This is a genomic window from Paenibacillus sp. FSL K6-0108, from assembly GCF_045040695.1.
In the GTDB taxonomy this organism is placed as follows: Bacteria; Bacillota; Bacilli; order Paenibacillales; family Paenibacillaceae; genus Paenibacillus; species Paenibacillus pabuli_B.
In genome coordinates, this window is record NZ_CP150288.1 from 7,399,289 (window position 1) to 7,420,463 (window position 21,175).

Below are 21,175 nucleotides of genomic sequence, written 5' to 3' on the forward strand. Positions count from 1 at the left end.
CATGCCATAATGATTGCCATCTAGTATATACTTGTCTTCCGTCTATGATTGTGACACAGAACTGCAATCGGTTTCAATGGAATTTTAGAATTGTTATATGGAATAATGGAGGTTTTTTCTGCAACGTTCATCCACTTATACTTCTTCCGGGACGATCACTTCAATATACTGAGGCAATACACGGATTCGAATGGGCAGGGAAGGCCCTTCTTCTCCATCCACATTCGTACGGATTGCATCCGTGGAACGGACATGAACTTCTTTTGCCGTAAAATAATCAACATCCTTATGGTTCTTCAGATTGCCAAACAGCAGGGAAGTTCCGAGTGTAAGCGTATTGAAGACGTTCATGCTACGGATGACAAAACAATGAATTAACCCATCATCTACCGCTGCATCCGGGGACAATTTCTCAAAACCTCCAACCGAATTGGTCAGCGCCGCGAGAAAAAGAGGAGACTCCCCCTCCCAAGACTGCCCGTCATATTCAATTGTAAGTTGCTTGGCGGGTGTGTTCATGAGGTCTTTCAATCCTTCTTTCAAATAAGCGAATGAACCCAGCTTCGACTTTTCTTCCGACGACACCGAGAAAAGCGCCTCCGCCAACGAACCAGCTGCCACCACGTTGGCAAATAGACGATCATTGATTTTACCGAGGTCTACCTTATGGATCTGCTCCGATTTCAGTTGCCTAATGGCTTCCTCCGGGTCAAGCGAGATTCTCAGCGCTCGCGCAAAATCATTTACCGTACCCAGCGGTACCACACCCAGTCTGGGACGATGATCCTGACCCACCATGCCGTTAATCGTTTCATGCAGCGTCCCATCCCCTCCGATCGAAATGACGAGATCACAACCGTCTTGGCAGGCACTCAGACAGTAGTTGGTCGCGTCGCCCTCACCGGCCGTCTCATTAACCACCACTTCATACTGCTGTGATTCAAGAATTTCTTGAACCTGGGATACATACTGCTGAGCCTCTTCTTTACCCGACGATGGATTGCTAATGATCATGGCTTGGCGCATACCCGCATCTTCTCCTCCAAATGGCATCTTTACTTCATCTATACCCTCTCTGCTATGAAGTTGAATAGGATCTGGGGGAGTTGTACAATTATTTTTGAAAAATATGGATGGAAGAGTGCAGTGTTAGGTTTATATCATATAGAATAGAAGTAGATGTTCTGTATGTTATGAAATTCTTGTTCCTTTTGCCCTTTGATGGGTTAATAACTATAGATGTGTTTTTATTCGTGCCTGCATAAGATAAACTGATCCATTTACACTTACTACTCCGATGGCAGAACAACCTTCCGAATCACTGTTATCGTGTAAATCTTGTATTTACCTTATATATCATCGAAAGAAATCAATCTGTTCGGAGTATTTTATAATCTCAAAATCGGAATCGGAGGGAATTCATGCAATGAGAAGAATGACTCTACTATTTTTAGTATTCATCCTGAGTCTTGGGGCGGCTGGTCAAGCGATGGCCTATACTACCGCGGACTTGGGCGAAGGAATCATCGAAGACCCTGCACTGGAGAACGGACTGAAGCTGATCCTGAACAAACCGATAGATTCCCCTCTAACCTCATCCGATCTGGAGCAGCTGCACGTGGTGGATCTGAGCAATGCAGGCATTCAAAGCCTGGCCGGTCTGGAATATGCCAAGAATTTGACTCACCTCCGTTTATATGGCAATGAGATTGACGATCTTACACCGCTGGAGCATCTGACTCAGCTTCGCGAGGTTGACGTTCGCAATAATTACATTACATCGATTGATGCACTGGCTGATTTGAAAGACCTGGGACGGTTGTACATCAGCAACAATTCCATTTCTTCCATAGAAGTTGTACGTGGATTCACCCGATTACATACGTTTCACGCCAGCGGTAACCAGATTACCAGTCTATCCGCACTGGCTGATGCAGATGATCTTCAATGGCTTGAAATCTCGAACAATGCGATAACGGACCTGACACCACTGGCGGATAAACAAAAACTGAAACAGCTCAATGTGGCCAACAACCACGTTCACACTCTGGATGTACTGGCTGATCTGCCAAATACACTTCAGAAGCTGAATGTGGCAGGTAACGAGATCTCGGATCTGATGCCCTTGGAGCATATGACACGCCTGCAGGCGCTAGACTTCTCCGGGAATCAGGTTCAGCATCTGGCACCCTTGGAAGACCTGTTAGGGTTGAAAGAACTGAATGCGGAGTCCAATCAGATCTATGATCTGGAGCCGTTACATCAGCTGTCCAAGCTGGAAGTGCTGAAATTGTCCAACAATCGGGTGTGGGATCTGACACCGATTGCCGGGTTTACTTTTACAAGAAACAGCTCAACCCATACAAATACCATAACGGATATTTCGGCTTCTACTTCCATATCCTCTCGTACGCAGACTTCGATCTCCGAGCCGGAACCTGCCGGACTCACGGTGCAAAATAATTATCTGGATGTCGCAAGCGGCAGTGATACGATGCGCCTGCTAAATCAAATGAATGTACGGGAACAGAAACGCACCCCGCAAGGCAAATTCCAACGATTAATTGAAGGTTCAACAACCGCCTATGTGGGTGATCAGACTTATGCACTGGAAGCCGCTCCTTTTATCGATGAAGGACGGACCTATGTACCGCTCCGCTTTGTCTCTGAGCAATTGAATGCCAGCGTGAATTGGAATCCAGACACACAGGAAGTTCAGATAACGCAGAATGGTACAGTGATTCGGTGGACTGTGGGCAATAAACAGGTGATTGTAGATGATGCCCTTGCGATGAACGACGCTCCCCTGTTGATGAAGGGTGGAAAGGCGTTTGTCCCGGTACGTTTTATTTCGGAGCAATTCAATACAACGGTTGGGTATATCGGAAGCAGCAAAACGATTCTGATCTTCGAAAACAAAGCGCAGGACGAGAATGTACAAATTAATTAAGCAAGGCATAAGTCCCCGTCTGAACATCAGCGGGGATTTTTGATGAGCATTAAACTGGATACGAGCTGGCAGGAATGTGATTGGCGTAATAGCGATTGTTTAATCGAAAAAACGGATGCGCCCCAGGGTCTGTCTGTATTCACTGGGACTCATGCCAGTCCATCGCCTGAACTGCCGACTGAAATGCGCAAGACTGGAATATCCAAGCATGGTGGCTACCCGAGTGAGGTTAAGAGCAGGCTGGTGTATCAGCTGCTTGGCCTCATGGAGCTTCAGTTCAGACAAATATCTGCGCGGAGAGATGCCGTATACTTTCTGAAATGTCTCCAGTGCATATCCAGGGCTGATTTGCAGCGAAGCCGCAATCTCTTCAATCCGAATCTCCTTATCCCCCAGCCCTTCCCGCTGGATATTCCCGGCATTGAATCGGCTTTTGATTGCCTCGGCTATCAGTGTTGCATAGTGCGCCACCGTAGGCGATACGGCTTCTTGGGAACGGGAGGAGCTTTGCTCTGCCAATATCGCCATAATCTCCAACAAACCCGCCTGCATACGGAACAGATCTGATGTTGTATATTCTCCTTTGTGCTGAAGCAGATCCACCCATCTCATCATGACTTCCGTTAATCGCTGATTATCCTCGCTCCCACATGGGAACAACAGCTGCACATGTCTGCTCATCTCCTGGCGAAACAGAACCTCATCTACATTGAAATGGGCAATAAAATAGGTCAACCCCTGCTCCTGATTGCATTCATTGGTATGTTTGCATCCAGGCGGGATAAGCAATATATCTCCTGCGTGGAGATCATAGCGGATATTCTCCAGTATGGTCGTCTGCGACCCTTCCAGAATCAATATCAACTCAAAGGCCAAATGCGATTCCATTGGCACTTGCCAGCCCCGCTTCACCTTCTGCATGTGAGCACCAAACAGCTTGACGTTCCAGTCCGTCGCAGGTAACCACCGACTCTCCGGAGACAGATAGGAACGGTATGGTTCAGGAATGATCATGGATTCTCACCACCTTGGATTAGGGCAAATTTTACGCGGTTCAGCGTATCTTCTTTTGCAATGGGACTTGATATACTGACTGTACATCATACCTGAGATTCATGCGAGGAGGAAATTCCAATGTCCCTGACAATACACGGTTATTCCACTACACCAGATCATGCGTGGAAAGAGATCTCTTATACATCTATAAATGAAAACGCTAACTTAAAGCTCACAGGTGAACAGCATCAGCTAGTAGAAGGATTTGGGGGCTGCTTTAACGAGCTTGGTTATATTGCCCTGTCCCACTTGAATGAGGAGCAGCGTCATGACGTATTTCATTCCCTCTTTCACCCGGAAGGTGAACATAAATTCAACATCTGTCGCCTGCCTATTGGCGCGAGTGATTATGCAGAGCAATGGTACAGTCACAATGAGGTGGACGGCGATGTGGCCATGGAACATTTTTCAATCGAACGTGATTTCAAATATCTGATTCCATACATCAAAGAGGCCCTGACCTATAATCCGAATCTGCAATTCTTCGCCTCCCCGTGGAGCCCGCCTACCTGGATGAAGTCACCAAGAGCCTATAACTATGGAACGCTGCGCTGGGAGAAGGAGATCCTGGAAGCTTATGCGCTGTATTTCGTCAAATTCGTACAAGCTTACCAGGACGCTGGCATTACCATCCATCAGGTCCATGTACAGAACGAAGTCATCGCGGATCAGAAATTCCCTTCCTGCATGTGGACCGGGGAGCAGCTGCGCGAGTTTATCGCCGACTACCTGGGTCCTGCTTTTGACAAGCATGGTCTGGATACGGAAATCTGGCTGGGAACGATCAACGCACCTGATCCATGGGAAGAATTGATCAAGAAGAAAACAAATGATTTCGACGAATACGCCGGACTGGTGCTTAGTGATCCCAAAGCGTACGCCTATATCAAGGGAGTTGGTTATCAGTGGGCAGGCAAAAATGCCATTCAACGTACAGCGGCAAGCTACCCGGAGCTTCGTTACATGCAGACCGAGAATGAATGCGGTGATGGCAACAACTCGTGGAACTACGCCAAGTATGTATATAATCTGTACCAGCACTATTTCAGTAATGGAGTGAATGCGTATATTTACTGGAACATGGTTCTGGAGCCTAAAGGCCGCAGCACATGGGGATGGGAGCAGAACTCCATGATAACGGTAGACCCGGATACCCATGATGTCATTCAGAACCCCGAGTATTATGTGATGAAGCATTTTGCTCATCATGTTGTTCCTGGTGCACGAAGAGTGGGTCTGTCTGGAGCCTGGAGCGGCAAAACGGTGGCTTTCCGCAACCCGGACAATAGCCTCGTCATTGTCATCAACAATCCGTTCAAGGACAGCCGTGACCTGAACCTGGCATATGAAGGACAGACACTCCAGTTCAAGCTGGAGGCTGATTCCTTCAACAGTATTGTCATTTCTCAATCCTAGACAGGACATGATGAGAAAGAAATAGCGCACTGCTCCGCTACCTAATCTGCGGAACAGGCGCTATTTTTGGGGATACAAGTGATAACAGATGAGAGTGATTATAACAGCTTACGGATTGTTCGCAAGGTAGTTTCTCAACCATTGGAGCGCTGGACGCTCTGTTCCGTTGCTGTTCACCAAGTGAGAACCAGATACCCAGGTTTGATTCTGGTTGTAGCCCCACAGGGTTACGCCTTTAACAGCGGAATGCTGCCATAGTACAGGGAATTTCTGTTGATAACGTTGTAATTGGGTATTGTCATCGCCCGTCATGTCCAGCTCGGACACATAAACCGGCAGACCGGTCGCAGCCAGCTTATTCAATACCGCATTCATTGTGCTTACGGAGACGTTATCCATGTTAAAGTAATGGGCCTGAATACCAATGCCATCAACCAGACCTCTGCTTTTCAGAATATTGATAATCTGTATATATTGATCCGCTTTAGCCGGATCACCGATGATGCCGTATTCGTTGATCAGCAATTTGGCGTTTGGAAAGGCTTGTCTCGCTTGTTGGAAAGACCAGATGACCCAATCCCACCCTGTCGCTCCGTCCCCTCCGATGGCATTGCGATAGGACGGTTTGGCATGCAGCGGTTCATTAACCACATCGACAAAAGCCGCTTTGGGATAACGCTGGCCTGCGGCCTGGATCCACTGTGTTACTTCAGCTTTCTGATCTGCAGCCGAAAGACTATTTATCCATCCAGGCTGCTGATTTCCCCACACCAACGTATGGAACTTGAAAGGAAATCCATTATTGACGGCATGATTGTATGCCATGTCTGCCTGAGACCAGTTCATGACGTTGCGTGTACCCTCAACCGCATCCCATTTGGTTGAATTCTCAGGAGTCACCTGATTCCAGTAGGTATTAAAGTTGGAAGGTACACTGCTTGCGATGATATTTCCTAGAAATTTGCTACCTTTTGCCAGACCGGCACTCACACTACCAACGGCTACTGATGCAGCAAGTACACCCACTAAAGCGAGCGAACTCACCGTTTTGAACCATTTGGACTTGGACTTAAACATGATCTTCCTCCTTTAAATGTATAGTACGCAATACAAAGTAAGCGCTTGCAATTTCATTTTACTGGATAAATTTGTAATTATCCATGTAAAAAGTATAGCTTGTCCCTCAAAAAGTATAGATGTTGGGCACTAGCATGATATGACTTAACCAAAGGCAATTCACTTTATTATATTTACAAATCTATAAATATAGATATAATGTAATTCTGAGAACTTATCATATCGGCCATAATTTCACAGAAAGGCAAGGAGGTATTTTTTAGCTTAGTATATCTATTTTTCTATATATATAAATTAATTTGGAGGTCTACACTTTAACATGAAATCGAAATCACAACAGGTTAACCCGCTGCTCATCCTCATTCTGGCATTGGGTGTATTCGCCATCATCACTACAGAAGTAGGCATTATAGGTGTCCTGCCCCTGATTACGCAGAAATTCAACATCACCGCTGCACAGGCTGGATGGCTTGTAAGTATTTTCGCTCTGGTCGTTGCCGTGTCCGGCCCTTTCCTGACTTTACTCGTATCCGGTATCAATCGTAAAACCATATTGTTAACGGCTGTGCTGTTGTTTGCCATTTCCAACGTAGTCTATGCCTACACAACCCGATTCGACATGATGTTCATCTTTCGGATTATCCCGGCCATCTTTCATCCCGTCTTCTTCTCTGTTGCTCTCGTCACGGGTGCCAAACTGGTCCCACCGGAAAAAAGCAGTCAGGCGGTTGCCAAAGTGTTTACCGGTATCACCGCTGGCTTTGCATTCGGCGTACCCCTAACTTCCTATCTTGCGAATCGCTTCTCACTGGAGACTGCGTTCTGGTTCGGTGCAGTAGTCAGTATGATCGCTTTCGTCGGTATACGGATTTGGCTGCCTTCGATGCCTGTGCAAGAGAAGATGTCTTATGGCAAACAGATCGGTATTTTGCGTAAACCTGCGCTGTGGTTGAACATTGCCACCGTCGTTTTTATTTTTGCAGCCATGTTCTCCGTGTACAGTTATTTCGCCGAATATCTTGGGCAAGTCACTCATATGGGCGGTTCCTGGATTAGTGTAATGCTCTTGGTCTTTGGCGTCATTATGATTGCCGGGAATTTGGTGTTTGGACAGCTTCTGCATCGAAATATTCCGAGGACCGTTCTCCTTTTCCCAGTGCTATACATGGCAGTTTATTCACTCGTTTATTATGCAGGCTCCTACTTCACCCCGATGATTATCATGGTGTTCGTCTGGGGTGCCATTCACTCTGGTGGTCTGATTGTCAGTCAAACTTGGCTAACAACGGAGTCTCGGGAAGCACCGGAGTTCGGAAACAGTCTCTTTGTCTCTTTCTCTAATCTGGGAATCACCTTCGGTACTTCCATTGGCGGCTGGTTCATTGCCCAACTTGGAATTCATCAGGTTATCTGGAGCGGAATCATCTTTGGTTTGCTTGCTTTGGTGTCCATCGTTGTCAAAATCAAACTTTTCACATCCCGTAGTCATAGTTCAATTGAGACCGTATAAGCGGTCTTTTTTATTTGTCATTTTGTGGTTTACATTTACCAAATGTTTATCTAGTATTAACTCCAATGACACATATCTTTACATAACACTAGATAACAAGGGAGATTACAACATGCGCAAATTTTCATTGAAACGATTCACCGGATGGCCCTTATCATTCCTCCTATGTGCCTCCATCCTCTTCGCCCCCTTTGCTTCCACACCGGCCCAGGCTGCTGAAGCAGACAAGGAAACCAAGATTACGTTGCTGGGAACATCGGATATTCATGGCCGATTTATGCCGTGGGACTATGCTCTGGACGGTCCGAATCCAACAGGAAGCATGACTCAGCTGTACACGATTGTAAAAAAAGTGCGTGCTGAGAATCCGAATACAATCCTGCTGGATGCAGGGGACATGATTCAGGACAACTCGGCTGAACTGTTCAACGATCAACCTCAATCTCCCATGATGGTCGCAATGAACGAAATGAAATATGACGCATGGGTCATGGGAAATCATGAATTTAACTTTGGATTGGACGTATTAGAGAAGATTTCCTCACAGTTCAAGGGACAACCCTTGGTAGGTAACATTTTCAAAGAAAATGGCGACCGCTACATGCCTGCCTATACGATCATTGAGAAAGACGGCATCAAGGTTGGCGTCATCGGAATGAACACACCTATGATTACCGAGTTCGAGAAAGGTACGGATCACCTGGACGGCATCATTGTCAAAGACCCGGTGGAAGAGACCAAGAAGGCCATCGCCGAGCTGAAAGGCAAAGTGGACGTCATGGTTGGACTTATGCATATGGGACTGGATAACGAGAACGGGAACCCGGGCACCGGGGTTACGGATATCGCCAATGCCAACCCGGAGCTGGCTGCCATTTTTGCCGGACACATGCATACGCTGATTGAATCCCAAACGGTTAACGGCGTATTGATCTCCGAACCGAACAAATATGGTTCACACATTTCACGGATTGACCTCACATTTGCCAAAGAAGGCAACAAGGTTGTACTGAAAAGCAAGGAAGCACAAGCACTCGCTGTAAAAGCCGCTGATGGCTCTTATGAAGTGTCCGATCCCGGACTGGAAGATACACTGCATCCGTTCCACGAGTTCGCTCGTGCCGATGCCAACATTGAAGTGGCTGAACTGAAAGGGACGAACCTGGTTCCTGCCGATGAGATTAAGGGTATCCCTGCTGTGCAGATTCAGGAAACACCTTTGTCTGACTTTTTCACCGAAGTCATGCTGCACTATAGCGATGCCGACGTAGTTGCGCACCAGATCGATAACGATAAGGCCAAGCTGGATGTCGGACCGATCAAGAAAAAGGATATTGCGTTTAACTACCAATATACCTTTGGTGAAGTAACGGTATATGAAGTGACCGGACGTGATCTGAAGGATTACATGGAATGGTCTGCGGGTTATTTCAACTCCACACGTCCTGGCGATGTGACGATCAGTTTTGATCCAAAACGACGTGCTTCCAAGTACAGCACCGATGATTTCTTCGGTGGAGTAACGTACGAGATTGACCTGACCAAGCCTTACGGCAGTCGGATTACGAACCTTAAATACAGCAATGGCACAGTGGTCAAAGAAGACGATACACTGAAGCTCGGTATGAATGCCTACCGGATGGAAGCCCTGATTGCCAAAGGCGGCGCACTGGAAGGGCGTAAATTCAAGCAATTGTGGTCGTCCAAGGATGCTTCAGCATTTGGCGAGATTCAAGGTACGATCCGTAATCTGTCCATTGCTTATCTGAAAGACGTGATGAAAGGCGTCTACGAACCGAAAATCCAGCACAACTGGAAAATCACCGGTGTGGATCTGACAGCACCTGCACGTGCAGATGTCGTAGAGTTGATTAATGATGGCATCATGTCTGTTCCGACAACGGAAGATGGCAAGTATACCAATATTGCGTCCATTAACATTTTGGATGCGGTGACTGAAGAAGAGATGACTGCTCTTGCCGCCAAAGCGAACATAAGTATTGCGAAATTCTCTGGCGTGAAAACCAAAGGTGAGTTCTATCAGGAGCTGAATAAAGCTCGCAAGGCGTCCACTGGCAGTGGCGAAGAAGAGACGACTACACCTGAGAAGCCTACAACACCAACGGTACCTAAGCCGACACCTGACACATCGAAACCCGGCAAACCATCGACATCACCAGGTGCAAGTAAACCAGGTACAGTCGTTAAAGGCAAACAAGCCAAGGTTACTGCAGCCTACCTGAACGTGCGCTCCAGCGCTTCATCCAAAGCTAAAGTAGTTACTGCCGTACCGAAAGGCACCGTCCTTGAGGTGATCAGTATTGATAAGTATGGTTGGGTCAAAGTAAAACTGGATGGTCGCATAGCTTATGTCTACGGAAAATATGTAAGTATGCTGAAATAGATTGTCCGTTTACGACTCTAGGTAATTCATCTATTCATAAGAAAGACCTCCTCCACAATGCATGTGGAAGAGGTCTTTACTTTTTTTGGATTTTAGAGTAATACGTACGTGTTTATCTACTCCTGCGCCAAACTTCGAACCTTTCTCACAAACTGTTGCAGCTTAATTCCATTCGTTTGTTTGGTGAATTCAAGCGCCTCGTTGGACAACCCCTCATAGGCAGAAAGGACATAATCCCCATCGACGATATAGTACGTGCCATAACGTGAGAAGGAATAACCTCCACGTCGCTCGGACTCTACCCCCTTTTTGACCGCTGTAACTAGTCTCTGACCAGGCATAAGTTTAGGCTCAAGCGCCGCAAACACTGCGTTATAGAACAGAAATGTTTCCTTGGCTACATCTGCTCCTGTAATCACTTCGTGCACCTTTACTTTGTAAGAGACGAACTCAGCTTCGTAGGGAGTCATTCCCGTAGTCTCCTGCTTTTCTGTCATTGTGCGTTCAGGTGTATCTGGTTCAGTGGTTACCACCATGCTGAAATTCGGCAGGACGCTCACAACCTCTGCCACAATAACTGCATCTGAGAAGTCCATGATCTCTCTAAAGGTCACTTTTTTCATCCATGGAGTCACAAGAGACTGCGGCGATAATGGGTACTCCTCCCTCAGTTCCTGTAACCGATCTTGGGAGAGAACATCTAAAACATCTGATTCATCATCATCTGAGTTAGAAAAAGGGGCCGAGCAACCCAATAGACCGACTGTTAACGTGATTACAAACAACCAACACACTACACGAAGTTGTGTCACGCACCCTTCTCCTCCCTAGTGTTTTCTCACCTTATATTAATCCCGCTTAACGTCCCAGCTCGCAAGCATGCCTTTCGCCATTTCCATATTGGATTCTTCCCCAGTGATTAATGCAAACTGCGCAACAATTGCCGGATATGCCGCCCATTGCTCCCGAATATGCTCCAGCATCCGCGGCCATACCCTTCCCCCCGCTTTCTCATAGCGATGGAGCAAATCCCGCAACCCTTCCTCTTTGAAGAGCGCATAATAGATGACAAAATCCTTGCCCGGGTCGGCAATCTCCGCCTCAGTCCAATCAATCAGCCCGGTCACCCGCATATCATCGCTCACGATGATATGCGGTGGATGCAGATCACCGTGATTGAACGTTGAGTGTTCAGGCCAGTAGCTGTCCGTTGTCAGCCACGCTTCCCACCGCATGGCCAGTTGATCTGGCACCTCGAAGCTTTGTTTAATCTCCTCAATATTGGCTGCAAAAGCTTTACGAGATTCTGTAGGCGTCTTGCTTCGCACTCCGCACTTTACCGCCTCATCAGGATCAATGTTATGCAAAGCGGCAAGTGCAGCAGCGAGCGAATCGAAGAAATCATCGGATAAGCTTTCCTGTGGAAATCGCCATGTGTACCCTCCCCCTGCCGGATCAACTACGGCGATCGGTTCTCCAACAAGTAAAGGATAAGCGATCAGCTCCGGCGTAAAGATCCGCCACTCCGGTACCTCTATCGGCAGATGCCTTTTTACAACCTCCAGCACCTTGCGCTCATTTACAGCCCGCTCCCATACATCCTCGCGTCGTGGCTGGCGCAGTATCCACTGTTGTCCCTGTTCATCGGCGGCAAACGCTACACGAAAGTCCATACCGGACTCATTGATTATCACGGATTCCTCAGCAATATGAAGCCCGTTCTGTGCAGCTAAAGATGTTAGTTTTTTTTGAAATTCCAACTGCTCATTCACGTTCGATTTAGTCATTTCAGGATCTCCCCTTTTCCTCAATAAAATAAAAAACACAGACATCCATGCCTGTGCAGTCTATTTCGGATATTGGGTATACCTGAATGCTCGCAATAAAATAGTAGTACACCAAAGAACCACTCTAAACGAGTGTTTCTTTAATGACTAGCGGCATACGTGTAAATAGGCAAACCGATCCCGATGAGCTGCACACAGGCAGAAATACAGCAAGCGCAAACAAAAGTTTCGCCATACTATCTCAGTCGGATAAAATTTGCCACACGTATCCCTCCGTTCCGTAAGTTAACCATATGTTAACATATTCCATTTTCCGGTTCCAGCATAAATGGCGGTTTTTCTGTTATTTTTTCAGCGATGTGCAGGAACCTTGGTGGCTTAAGAACCGTCATATGTATAGAACCATTACAAAGAATGAGGTGATCAACGAATGTCCATTGTGCGAAAATTATCCCTAATGCCGCTCATTTTGCTTCTGTTAACGCTAGGATGTTCAGAAGAATCAGCAGAAAAGGAGGAGAGGAAAGCTCCTGTTAGCGGAGTGATCACGAATTTTGTTGAAGAAAAGGGACAGGTCCTCATCGATAATGAAGAAGATAACGGTAATAAATCTGGACCCATCTTGATTTCACTTCATACGAATGCCGAACTTATCATTAATGGTGAAACCGTCACTGCCCCTTTGGATGCAACATTGGTTGGACGCAGGGCTGAAGTGTGGACAGGTCCGTCTATCGCCAAATCTTCTCCCCCGCAGACCACAGCCTTGAGGATGATTATTCATTAACAAAAGACAAAGCAACCGATACATTTCGTTTCACGTGGAACTATTTTGATACACCTTCTTTTTCAGAAGTGATGGCTTTCATAGAAGAACAGCGACAGACCATAGCCCCGAAAAGTGTCAGTAATCGAGTTGCTCACAGCAATTACTCCGTTAGCGCACCTCTATATAGAGTATAATAAAGAGGTATACGATAAATGTACGGTGCAATGCTTGTATATAAGCATATGGATAATTCGATTCCAGACGCTCCTGTATTCAAAACTAACGTAAAAGAGGTTAACGATGAGTAAGCAACAATTTAAAGATTATGGACTTGGCGAAGAAATCGTAAAAGCGCTGGATAGCCTGGGCTATGAAACCCCAACGGAGGTTCAAACCAAAGTTATTCCGGTAGCCCTTGAAAATAAAGATCTTGTGGTTAAATCCCAAACAGGCAGCGGAAAAACAGCCGCCTACGGTATTCCAGTCTGTGAGCTGGTAGATTGGAACGAAAATAAACCCCAGGCTTTGATACTCACGCCAACCCGCGAGCTGGCTTTGCAAGTGAACGAAGATATTACCAATATCGGACGCTTTAAGCGTATTAAAGCAACCGCACTATACGGTCAGTCCCCTTTTCATATCCAAAAAGCTGAGTTAAAACAAAGAACGCATGTCGCTGTGGGCACACCTGGACGGGTACTGGACCATATCGAACGCGGCACCCTGCCGCTGGATCGGATCTCATACCTTGTCATTGACGAGGCCGATGAGATGCTGAACATGGGCTTCATCGAGACGGTGCAATCCATTATTCAAGCACTGCCTAGTGAGCGAGTGACGATGCTATTTTCCGCGACGTTCCCTGAAGATGTAGCCAAGCTGTCACGCAAATACATGAACAATCCGGTCGAGATTGAGATCAAGGCAAGTGGTCTTACAACAGCCACGATTGAACATGCCGTGATTCACGTGCCAGAGGTGAACAAAACGGCGCTGCTTCAGGACCTGTTTATTGTTGAAAATCCAGATAGCTGTATCGTGTTCTGCCGGACACAAGAGAATGTAGATAAGTTGTTCCGGGTCATGGCAGACCTCGATTATCCAGTTGATCGCATCCACGGAGGCATGGAACAAGATGAGCGCATCGAAGTGATGAATGCATTCCGAAGAGGACAATTTCGTTATCTGATTGCAACGGATGTAGCCGCGCGCGGGATTGATATCACGAATATTACCCACGTCATCAACTACGATATTCCTTTGGAAAAAGAAGGATATGTGCACCGTACAGGTCGTACGGGCCGCGCCGGGAAAACAGGTAAAGCCTTTACTTTGGTTACCCCGAAGGATGGCAGACGTCTGGCAGAGATCGAATCGTATATCGGATTTGAAATCCCTGTCGTTAAAGCGCCTTCCGAGGATGCTGTAGACCGACGCCGGGAAGAGTTCGAGAAGCGTTTGAAGATCGTGCCTGAACGCAAAAAAGACAAGCGTGAACAGTTGAACCAGCAGATCATGAAGCTGAACTTCAACGGAGGCAAGAAAAAGAAACTCCGTGCGGTAGACTTTGTGGGCACCATCGCCAAGATTGAAGGCGTCACTGCAGACGACATCGGGATTATTACTATTCTGGACAATGTAACCGATGTGGAAATTTTGAATGGCAAAGGCCCACTCGTGCTTGAGATTATGCAGAATACAACGATCAAACGCATGCAGCTCAAGGTTCGTAAAGGAAAAAAATAAGATGTGCGACATCAACAAATCCGAATAGAATTCGCAGCAAACAGACTGGTGAGTCTTTAGACTTCCGGTCTGTTTTGTTTTTAATGGGATGCTACATATCCAAGTCAAAAGCCAAAGATGCCAAAAGCCACGCATAATGCAGGTAGCTTCCTTGCTATCGCCGCTATATTCCAGACAAAGTTCCATTTGTTCATCAGGGTACACATTGTTCACTTGTACAGAAATTCATTTTAATTACACTAAATATGTAAGTGCTTCATAAAGGACCGATATTAGGAGGTGTGTGTATTGGGCAACAGGAAAGCAGTCTGGTTTCTGGTCTTCGCGCTCACGCTAACCATGTTTGGCATTCATCCCGAACGGACCAGTGCGGCAAGCGTGACCATCACTAACGGCTCCGATTGGCTGGATACCGCAGGCAACCCCATTCAGGCCAATAGCGGAAACATTCTGAAAGTCGGCAGCACGTATTATTGGTACGGCGAGCATGCGGTCGGTGGCAAGTTTGACAGCGTTAATGTCTATACTTCAACCGATCTGAAGAATTGGACGTTCAGCAATGCCATTCTGACCAAGGATTCAGCCACCGAGCTGGCCTCCAGCAAAATCGAACGTCCCAAAGTCATCTACAACGCCGCCACAAAGCAGTATGTGCTATGGGCACATTACGAGAACGGTACAGATTACAATCTGGGACGGGTCGCGGTAGCAACGAGCAGCACACCAAACGGTAAATTCACGTATGAGGGAAGTTTTCGGCCTTTGGATTACGAGTCACGCGACATGACTGTTTTTGTAGATACAGACGGTACAGGTTATCTGATCACAGCATCCCGCAAGAATGGCGGGGCCAATGATACCATGGCTATTTTCAAAATGAACGCCAGCTATACCGGTGTGGAATCCTTTGTGGGTTGGCAATTCGAGAACGCCTATCGTGAAGCTCCTGCCGTTGTGAAAAAGGGCAATCGCTACTACCTCTTCACCTCTCAGGCTGCTGGCTGGTATCCAAATCAGGGCGCGTATGCCACCGCATCGTCCATGACAGGCACATGGTCCGCTCTTACACCTTATGGCAATCCATCGGCCTTCGGCTCCCAGATCCATGATATTGCCACCATTACAGGCAGCAACACCACATCCTATATTTATATGGGCGACCGCTGGAATCCACTCAATCTTGGTGAACATAAACATATTTGGCTTCCTTTAACCTTGAATGATTCAAACGGAACCGCCTCACTGGAATGGTACAAAGAGTGGAATATCGATGCTGTAACAGGCACGGTAACGCCACCTTCTCTTGTTAATCACGCCCAAGGCAAAACAGCTACCGCCATCTCCACAGCCTCTGGCTCAACTGCATCCAATGTTAATGACGGCAACTATCAGACTTCTTGGGCAGCGTCGTCCAATACTTGGCCAGCCTGGTGGCAGGTCGATTTCGGTGCACCGAAGACCATCACGGAGATCGATATCTCCTGGTTTATGTATAAAGGATCGGAAGGCTATTATAAGTACAAAATTGAGATCAGCAACGATGGTGTCAACTACTCCACGCTGGATCGAACCAGCAATACCACCTATGGGTTTACGACCGACACTGTTCATTTTACCGCCCGCTATGTACGGATCAATATGGTCAACGCTGTCCTGTGGAACAATCCGGGTAACTGGTATACCCCAACCCTGCATGAGGTCAAAATGTTAGGCCCAGCCACACCTGATGCGACGAATTACAGCCGTTTCAGTTCCTTCAATTATCCGGATCGGTACATCCGTCATTCCAATTTCACGGCACGGATCGACACCAACGTCTCACCTGTACTGGATTCACAATTCCGTGTTGTACCTGGCTTGGCCAGCTCTACAGGCATCTCACTGGAATCCATCAATTTTCCGGGCTACTTCCTGAATTGCAACACCAGCAACAAAATCGTACTTGAGGCGTACACGGATACCGCCACCTATAAAGGAGATGCCACTTTCCTGAGCAGCCCCGGCTGGGCAGACAGCTCCAGAGTATCGCTCCAATCGTACAGCCAGCCCGGATATTACATCCGGCATTACGATTATGTGTTGCAGATGGATCCCATCAGTGCCTCCAGCAGCGCAACGGTGAAGGGTGACGCCACGTTGGGGCGAAGCGATTTTTAGCCATTGGGAATGAGCACTAAGCGATCTATTTTCGGGATAGAGACCGCCTCTTCAGATTTATGACTGAAGGAGTGGCCTCTTTCGTAGTCCAACATTACCGGACACACAGACTCTAAATGAATTTTCATAGCTTATTGACGATATCCATGAATGCCTTCATATTGTATGTGTCGTCCTGAATGCGCCATCCCCCTTGTTCCTGTAAAAAGGTAATCTCCCCTTCTAACGGAATGGTCTTCGTTTCTTCTCCATCATCATTCGTAAATACCAAATGTAGCGTGTACTCCACGAGCATCCAATCGTTTTTACTTTCTTTAATCTTCGCTTTTATATCTTCAGCATGCAGTGACGCATCTTCTCTGTCTGCCACCTGGAATGGCAACCCTATACTACTTCTTTCAAGATTCCGTTCCGTCAGGAAGGGCTTCAATATCTCTTTTTTGGCTAGCATCTTTTCTACGGTTAATAATTCTTCACCCTCCTTGTTATCAACTGCAAACTCCACCGTTTTATATTCCAAGGTCATTTCAAGAGCTTGCTGCTCTTCCTGGGCAGATGCCTTTTGATTCGTCAATATACTCAACTGACTATTTGAAGATGGAGCTGGCTCTTGAATACTTTCGTTTTTTTGGGACTCGTTACACCCCATCATTACGACAGACATCAGAGTAACTGTTCCGATGAAATAATTTAATTTACGCAAAATCATCCTCCATCCTGTGCGTTCTTGTTATCGACTACAGCTGAATACATAAGCAGGCGGCAGGTTAAGGTACACCCTTGTGATGCTTACGTTTCCGAAAAATTGCTTGAGCAATCCCCGTTTAATTAACGTGTACTGAAAAGTAATGAACCTGCCATCTTGTTTCAAATATTGCCTTGATTTACCCAAAATGTCCAGTGACACATCCGTAGGCAAGCTGGCAAACGGAAGCCCGGATACAATGTAATCGGCCTTGTTCACTCCGTATTGCCGCAAATACTGATCCACATGCACGGCAGAATCATGAATGATGTGTACATTCGGAAGATGACCGTATTTTTTACGCAGCAAATGGCAGAAACGTGCATTGTTTTCAATCAAAATCAGGATAGTCCCCTGCTGTATGTTCGCAAGCAGCATTTCCGTAAACACACCCGTGCCCGGCCCATACTCCACGATGCATGATGCACGGTCAAATTCGATGTCTTCCACCATTTTCGCTGCTAGATATTTTGAGCTGGAGGCAATCGCGCCAATCCATCGGGGACCCTGGATGTATTGCTTCAAAAAGGCTAACCACTCCATCACATCCGCCCCCTACTTTCAATTTCCTTAGATCAGTTTAGAATCAACAAAGTCCGAAGAAGCCATCAAATCGAGGAGAATAAGAGAAGAATGATGAAAATTTGAGAGCATGCTACATCATATTCCGAGTGGATAAAGCTTGCGAGCGTTACGGGGTAAACGCATAGAACATGGAACTGAGGAGCACAAAAAGAGCCTACCGGATTACTCCTTAGGCCCCTTATATGATCAAACTATATTATGTAAAACGACTACCGATTTGAAAATCTGAAGATCAACTTTTCTCCATCATGCGTCTGGTTCTGAAGCTCCACATAGTTTCCCTGGGTATAGTTCGATACAGTTTTTCGCCAAAAGTGTTGACCTACTTTATTTTTCTCCGAAGGATTCGTGAACAACTCCCATCGTCCCCGATATCTCCGGAATACCTCTTTTGCAGCATACTCTGCAATTCCCACACCTCTGAATGGCTGCATCAGAAAGAATTCATGTACAAAGAAATCCGTGTCTGCCGAACAATGAGGCGGAGTAGCTACAAATACAAAACCTGCTGGTACACCATCTACTCTAATTAAAAATGCATAGAGAACATTCGGTTTTTCCCACCATATGTTCTGGACATCATATTGATCTTGCAATGTTTTGTAATCATCACCCATTTCGAAAATCCCATGTTGATTCGGAGTGTGTTCTGCTCTCAGACCATAATGTCCGGATAAATCATGAAGGTAAAGAGGATACATGTTTTTGATGATATATGCCTCAGTGTTATGCGTTAATTGTACGTCAATTCTCATATTGGCTCCCCTCCTTCTCCATAGCTGACGTAATGTTTTATTAGTAACAGTTCTATAATCTCATTGTATTGGTCTTCTTCTGCACAATATAGGCAGCAAACCATTTAAACTAATCCCTGCACAAAAAGCCACATTCGATTTCTCGAATGCAGCTCTACCCTTAGATCACTTTTTGGAATACACAATTTTCTTGATACTGTCGATGGATAAACAAAATTGTTCTATGAGTTGGTCGATGGACATGCCCGCAGCGAATAGCTGGCGAATCTCATCATTCCTTTGCTTCAACATTATCCGACTGCCCGAACTCTCGCCCCATTTTCGATGGGCTTCCTTCGGTTTGGGGATATACACCAATCCACCAGGAATATGGCGCTGGATTTCCTTCAATAATGATTCTGGAAGGATCGTGTCTGCATTAATATATTTCATATTTGCTCCACTCCTTAAAAGTTAAAATCTTTAAGGCAGCAGAGTCAACCGATGAACACTTGTTATACGCATTATACGGGTGTGGCGGAAATGAATTTCAAGCTCTATACAAACAACCGCCGTTGTTCATCGCATGGACTCTGCATAGAGCGGATCGTGAAACTTCTTATGAATTGAATCATGGTAGCCCCCCATTCAGTAAATCCTATTATAAGCTGTTTTCATGGTACTCTTATATATATGTTCCATATGAGAACGCAATATCCTTTTACAACGTATTGTACTGATTCAAACTCCGTTCCAGCATCTCTCTCACTTGTTGTTGCAGCTCCAGCGGCTCAATCACCTTCACTTCAGGCCCATAGGAGAGCAGCTTCCGCGCTGTAAAAGGAAACTCTTCAGGCGGAACCAGTCCTCGCCATTCATTACCTTCAACCGACTTGAACAGTACATCTGACCCTGCCAGTCTCGCCCCAAAATCCGTGAATTGCAGCACGACTTCTATGCTTTCTCTCTCTTCCTTCAAGTTCAACCACTCTTGTAAACTAGGAACCGACTCGTCGATGGAATCCAGCATAACCAGCTCCTGCATGCGATCCACCCGATACAACAGCACTCGATCCTTCCTCCGAGCCGGCATATACCAATACCCGTGATCGTAATAGATGCCGACGGGGAAGACCTGTACCTTTTTATCTCCCTGCCGGGAATGATATATAAATTCAATCTCTCTTTTATCTACTGCTGCGCCTAATATCTCGGTTGTTAATGCCTCGGCCTGTACAGCATGATGTTGAAGGAACGTAATGTGCTGCCTCATCCGTGTAATCAGATCCTGTACATCCTGAGGCAAAGTTGAATAATATTCCTCGGCGAGATGCTCACGAATCGATCCATACGGAAAATCCGGGACGTTCTCCAAATATTCAATCATCATAAACAACCCCAAAGCCTCATGCTGTGTGAGTTGAAGAGGTGGCAAAATTCGATTAGGAAGTACTCGGTAACCCCCGTTCACTCCAACCTCCGTATACAAAGGAAAGCCCAGCTCCTGCAGATCATTCAGATCTCGCTGGATCGTACGGATCGACACCTGAAAACACTCCGCCAATTCACGAGCCGTAAATTTCTTTCTCGAATCCATGATCCGCATCAATGCGAGTTTTCGATTATTCATATTCATCCACCTAACTACGTCAACATTTGTCATAGTTGGAGTGTATCATAAAGTTTAGAAAGGAGCGATGAATGATGTCAAATAATAAAACAGTACTGTACATTGCGATGAGCTTGGATGGGTACATTGCAAGACCGGATGGTACAGTGGATTGGCTGTTCGATGTGGAAGGCGATGGTGGCGATAACGGGTATGGCGAGTTTTATTCAACCATTGGAACGGTGGTCATGGGACGTCTTACGTATGAAGAGGTGCTCAAGCTGTCAGAGGATTTCCCCTATGCGGATCGCCCGACGTATGTACTTTCCCGTTCCAAACAAGCCCCTGCGCCGCACGTACAATTTACGAACGAAGCTGTGGAGAACCTGATTCCTCGCTTGAAGCAGGACTCCAGCGGTGACATTTGGATTGTAGGCGGAGGCCAGGTGGTCCAAGCTGTTCTGCAACAACAACTGCTCGATGAGGTTGAGATTGCCATTATTCCGAAAATCCTTGGCGAAGGAATCCCCTTATTCCCAACTGGAACGGTACCCACCCATTTCAGAATGATTCATACGCAGACGCTGGGGCAGATCATTTCGATCCGTTACCAGGTAATAGGGAAGTAAA

The 21,175-nt window shown here is 46.4% G+C and carries 18 protein-coding genes; 8 read left to right on the top strand and 10 right to left on the bottom strand.

Annotation, left to right across the window (positions count from 1 at the left end; all coding sequences use genetic code 11):
- Positions 1-135 precede the first annotated feature (135 nt).
- Positions 136-1,026 (bottom strand): diacylglycerol/lipid kinase family protein, encoded by an 891-nt coding sequence (locus tag MHB49_RS33435; RefSeq protein ID WP_405154488.1) that lies wholly within the window; start codon positions 1,024-1,026, stop codon positions 136-138.
- A gap of 400 nt (positions 1,027-1,426) precedes the next feature.
- Between MHB49_RS33435 and MHB49_RS33440 the strand changes: the two genes are divergently transcribed.
- Positions 1,427-2,950 (top strand): leucine-rich repeat domain-containing protein, encoded by a 1,524-nt coding sequence (locus MHB49_RS33440; protein ID WP_405154489.1) that lies wholly within the window; start codon positions 1,427-1,429, stop codon positions 2,948-2,950.
- Between the two features lie 99 nt (positions 2,951-3,049).
- Here the strand turns inward: MHB49_RS33440 and MHB49_RS33445 are convergent, their stop codons facing one another.
- Positions 3,050-3,964, bottom strand: coding sequence for a helix-turn-helix domain-containing protein (locus tag MHB49_RS33445; protein ID WP_405154490.1), 915 nt, complete (start codon positions 3,962-3,964; stop codon positions 3,050-3,052).
- A gap of 120 nt (positions 3,965-4,084) precedes the next feature.
- On the opposite strand from MHB49_RS33445, the gene MHB49_RS33450 reads away from it, so the two are divergent.
- Entirely contained in the window at positions 4,085-5,422 is a 1,338-nt protein-coding gene (locus MHB49_RS33450) for a glycoside hydrolase family 30 protein (RefSeq protein WP_405154491.1), read from the top strand.
- Between the two features lie 108 nt (positions 5,423-5,530).
- On the opposite strand, the gene MHB49_RS33455 is transcribed toward MHB49_RS33450, so the two are convergent.
- The gene (locus MHB49_RS33455; protein WP_405154492.1) at positions 5,531-6,499 is read right to left on the bottom strand and encodes an endo-1,4-beta-xylanase; all 969 of its coding nucleotides are present in this window, start codon (positions 6,497-6,499) and stop codon (positions 5,531-5,533) included.
- A 319-nt stretch (positions 6,500-6,818) separates the two neighbouring features.
- On the opposite strand from MHB49_RS33455, the gene MHB49_RS33460 reads away from it, so the two are divergent.
- Together MHB49_RS33460 and MHB49_RS33465 are read left to right on the top strand one after the other, a co-directional pair.
- Positions 6,819-8,009 carry an MFS transporter gene (locus tag MHB49_RS33460; protein WP_405154493.1) on the top strand — a complete coding sequence of 397 codons (1,191 nt, stop codon included), beginning with the start codon at positions 6,819-6,821 and terminating at the stop codon, positions 8,007-8,009.
- A 277-nt stretch (positions 8,010-8,286) separates the two neighbouring features.
- Positions 8,287-10,413: a 5'-nucleotidase C-terminal domain-containing protein gene (locus tag MHB49_RS33465; RefSeq protein ID WP_405157299.1), complete on the top strand. Its 2,127-nt coding sequence runs from the start codon at positions 8,287-8,289 to the stop codon at positions 10,411-10,413.
- A gap of 116 nt (positions 10,414-10,529) precedes the next feature.
- On the opposite strand, the gene MHB49_RS33470 is transcribed toward MHB49_RS33465, so the two are convergent.
- Positions 10,530-11,036, bottom strand: a complete 507-nt coding sequence (locus MHB49_RS33470; RefSeq protein WP_405154494.1) for a hypothetical protein — start codon at positions 11,034-11,036, stop codon at positions 10,530-10,532.
- A gap of 225 nt (positions 11,037-11,261) precedes the next feature.
- The gene (locus tag MHB49_RS33475) at positions 11,262-12,200 is read right to left on the bottom strand and encodes a macrolide 2'-phosphotransferase (RefSeq protein WP_405154495.1); all 939 of its coding nucleotides are present in this window, start codon (positions 12,198-12,200) and stop codon (positions 11,262-11,264) included.
- 430 nt (positions 12,201-12,630) lie between these two features.
- On the opposite strand from MHB49_RS33475, the gene MHB49_RS33480 reads away from it, so the two are divergent.
- The 3 genes from MHB49_RS33480 (at position 12,631) to MHB49_RS33490 (ending at position 16,872) form a co-directional block, all read left to right on the top strand.
- Positions 12,631-12,987 (top strand): hypothetical protein, encoded by a 357-nt coding sequence (locus MHB49_RS33480; RefSeq protein WP_405154496.1) that lies wholly within the window; start codon positions 12,631-12,633, stop codon positions 12,985-12,987.
- Positions 12,988-13,269: 282 nt separating this feature from the next.
- Entirely contained in the window at positions 13,270-14,715 is a 1,446-nt protein-coding gene (locus MHB49_RS33485) for a DEAD/DEAH box helicase (RefSeq protein WP_405154497.1), read from the top strand.
- 339 nt (positions 14,716-15,054) lie between these two features.
- Positions 15,055-16,872: an AbfB domain-containing protein gene (locus MHB49_RS33490; RefSeq protein WP_405157300.1), complete on the top strand. Its 1,818-nt coding sequence runs from the start codon at positions 15,055-15,057 to the stop codon at positions 16,870-16,872.
- Positions 16,873-16,996: 124 nt separating this feature from the next.
- Here the strand turns inward: MHB49_RS33490 and MHB49_RS33495 are convergent, their stop codons facing one another.
- From MHB49_RS33495 to MHB49_RS33515, 5 genes are all read right to left on the bottom strand, one after another.
- Positions 16,997-17,575, bottom strand: a complete 579-nt coding sequence (locus MHB49_RS33495; RefSeq protein ID WP_405154498.1) for a hypothetical protein — start codon at positions 17,573-17,575, stop codon at positions 16,997-16,999.
- A 27-nt stretch (positions 17,576-17,602) separates the two neighbouring features.
- Positions 17,603-18,160 (bottom strand): class I SAM-dependent methyltransferase, encoded by a 558-nt coding sequence (locus tag MHB49_RS33500; RefSeq protein ID WP_405154499.1) that lies wholly within the window; start codon positions 18,158-18,160, stop codon positions 17,603-17,605.
- Positions 18,161-18,411: 251 nt separating this feature from the next.
- A complete protein-coding gene (locus MHB49_RS33505) occupies positions 18,412-18,957 on the bottom strand; it encodes a GNAT family N-acetyltransferase (RefSeq protein WP_405154500.1) in 546 nt (181 codons plus the stop codon).
- A 165-nt stretch (positions 18,958-19,122) separates the two neighbouring features.
- Positions 19,123-19,389, bottom strand: coding sequence for a CD3324 family protein (locus MHB49_RS33510; RefSeq protein WP_405154501.1), 267 nt, complete (start codon positions 19,387-19,389; stop codon positions 19,123-19,125).
- 268 nt (positions 19,390-19,657) lie between these two features.
- Positions 19,658-20,566, bottom strand: a complete 909-nt coding sequence (locus tag MHB49_RS33515; protein ID WP_405154502.1) for a helix-turn-helix transcriptional regulator — start codon at positions 20,564-20,566, stop codon at positions 19,658-19,660.
- 71 nt (positions 20,567-20,637) lie between these two features.
- Between MHB49_RS33515 and MHB49_RS33520 the strand changes: the two genes are divergently transcribed.
- Positions 20,638-21,174 carry a dihydrofolate reductase family protein gene (locus tag MHB49_RS33520; protein ID WP_405154503.1) on the top strand — a complete coding sequence of 179 codons (537 nt, stop codon included), beginning with the start codon at positions 20,638-20,640 and terminating at the stop codon, positions 21,172-21,174.
- The last annotated feature ends 1 nt before the right edge of the window (position 21,175 follow it).

Coding starts and splice junctions, on each gene's coding strand:
- MHB49_RS33435 (WP_405154488.1), bottom strand. CDS start 1,026: ATGCGCCAAGCCATGATCATTAGCAATCCATCGTCGGGTAAAGAAGAG.
- MHB49_RS33440 (WP_405154489.1), top strand. CDS start 1,427: ATGAGAAGAATGACTCTACTATTTTTAGTATTCATCCTGAGTCTTGGG.
- MHB49_RS33445 (WP_405154490.1), bottom strand. CDS start 3,964: ATGATCATTCCTGAACCATACCGTTCCTATCTGTCTCCGGAGAGTCGG.
- MHB49_RS33450 (WP_405154491.1), top strand. CDS start 4,085: ATGTCCCTGACAATACACGGTTATTCCACTACACCAGATCATGCGTGG.
- MHB49_RS33455 (WP_405154492.1), bottom strand. CDS start 6,499: ATGTTTAAGTCCAAGTCCAAATGGTTCAAAACGGTGAGTTCGCTCGCT.
- MHB49_RS33460 (WP_405154493.1), top strand. CDS start 6,819: ATGAAATCGAAATCACAACAGGTTAACCCGCTGCTCATCCTCATTCTG.
- MHB49_RS33465 (WP_405157299.1), top strand. CDS start 8,287: ATGCCGTGGGACTATGCTCTGGACGGTCCGAATCCAACAGGAAGCATG.
- MHB49_RS33470 (WP_405154494.1), bottom strand. CDS start 11,036: ATGAAAAAAGTGACCTTTAGAGAGATCATGGACTTCTCAGATGCAGTT.
- MHB49_RS33475 (WP_405154495.1), bottom strand. CDS start 12,200: ATGACTAAATCGAACGTGAATGAGCAGTTGGAATTTCAAAAAAAACTA.
- MHB49_RS33480 (WP_405154496.1), top strand. CDS start 12,631: ATGTCCATTGTGCGAAAATTATCCCTAATGCCGCTCATTTTGCTTCTG.
- MHB49_RS33485 (WP_405154497.1), top strand. CDS start 13,270: ATGAGTAAGCAACAATTTAAAGATTATGGACTTGGCGAAGAAATCGTA.
- MHB49_RS33490 (WP_405157300.1), top strand. CDS start 15,055: ATGTTTGGCATTCATCCCGAACGGACCAGTGCGGCAAGCGTGACCATC.
- MHB49_RS33500 (WP_405154499.1), bottom strand. CDS start 18,160: ATGGAGTGGTTAGCCTTTTTGAAGCAATACATCCAGGGTCCCCGATGG.
- MHB49_RS33505 (WP_405154500.1), bottom strand. CDS start 18,957: ATGAGAATTGACGTACAATTAACGCATAACACTGAGGCATATATCATC.
- MHB49_RS33510 (WP_405154501.1), bottom strand. CDS start 19,389: ATGAAATATATTAATGCAGACACGATCCTTCCAGAATCATTATTGAAG.
- MHB49_RS33515 (WP_405154502.1), bottom strand. CDS start 20,566: ATGAATAATCGAAAACTCGCATTGATGCGGATCATGGATTCGAGAAAG.
- MHB49_RS33520 (WP_405154503.1), top strand. CDS start 20,638: ATGATGTCAAATAATAAAACAGTACTGTACATTGCGATGAGCTTGGAT.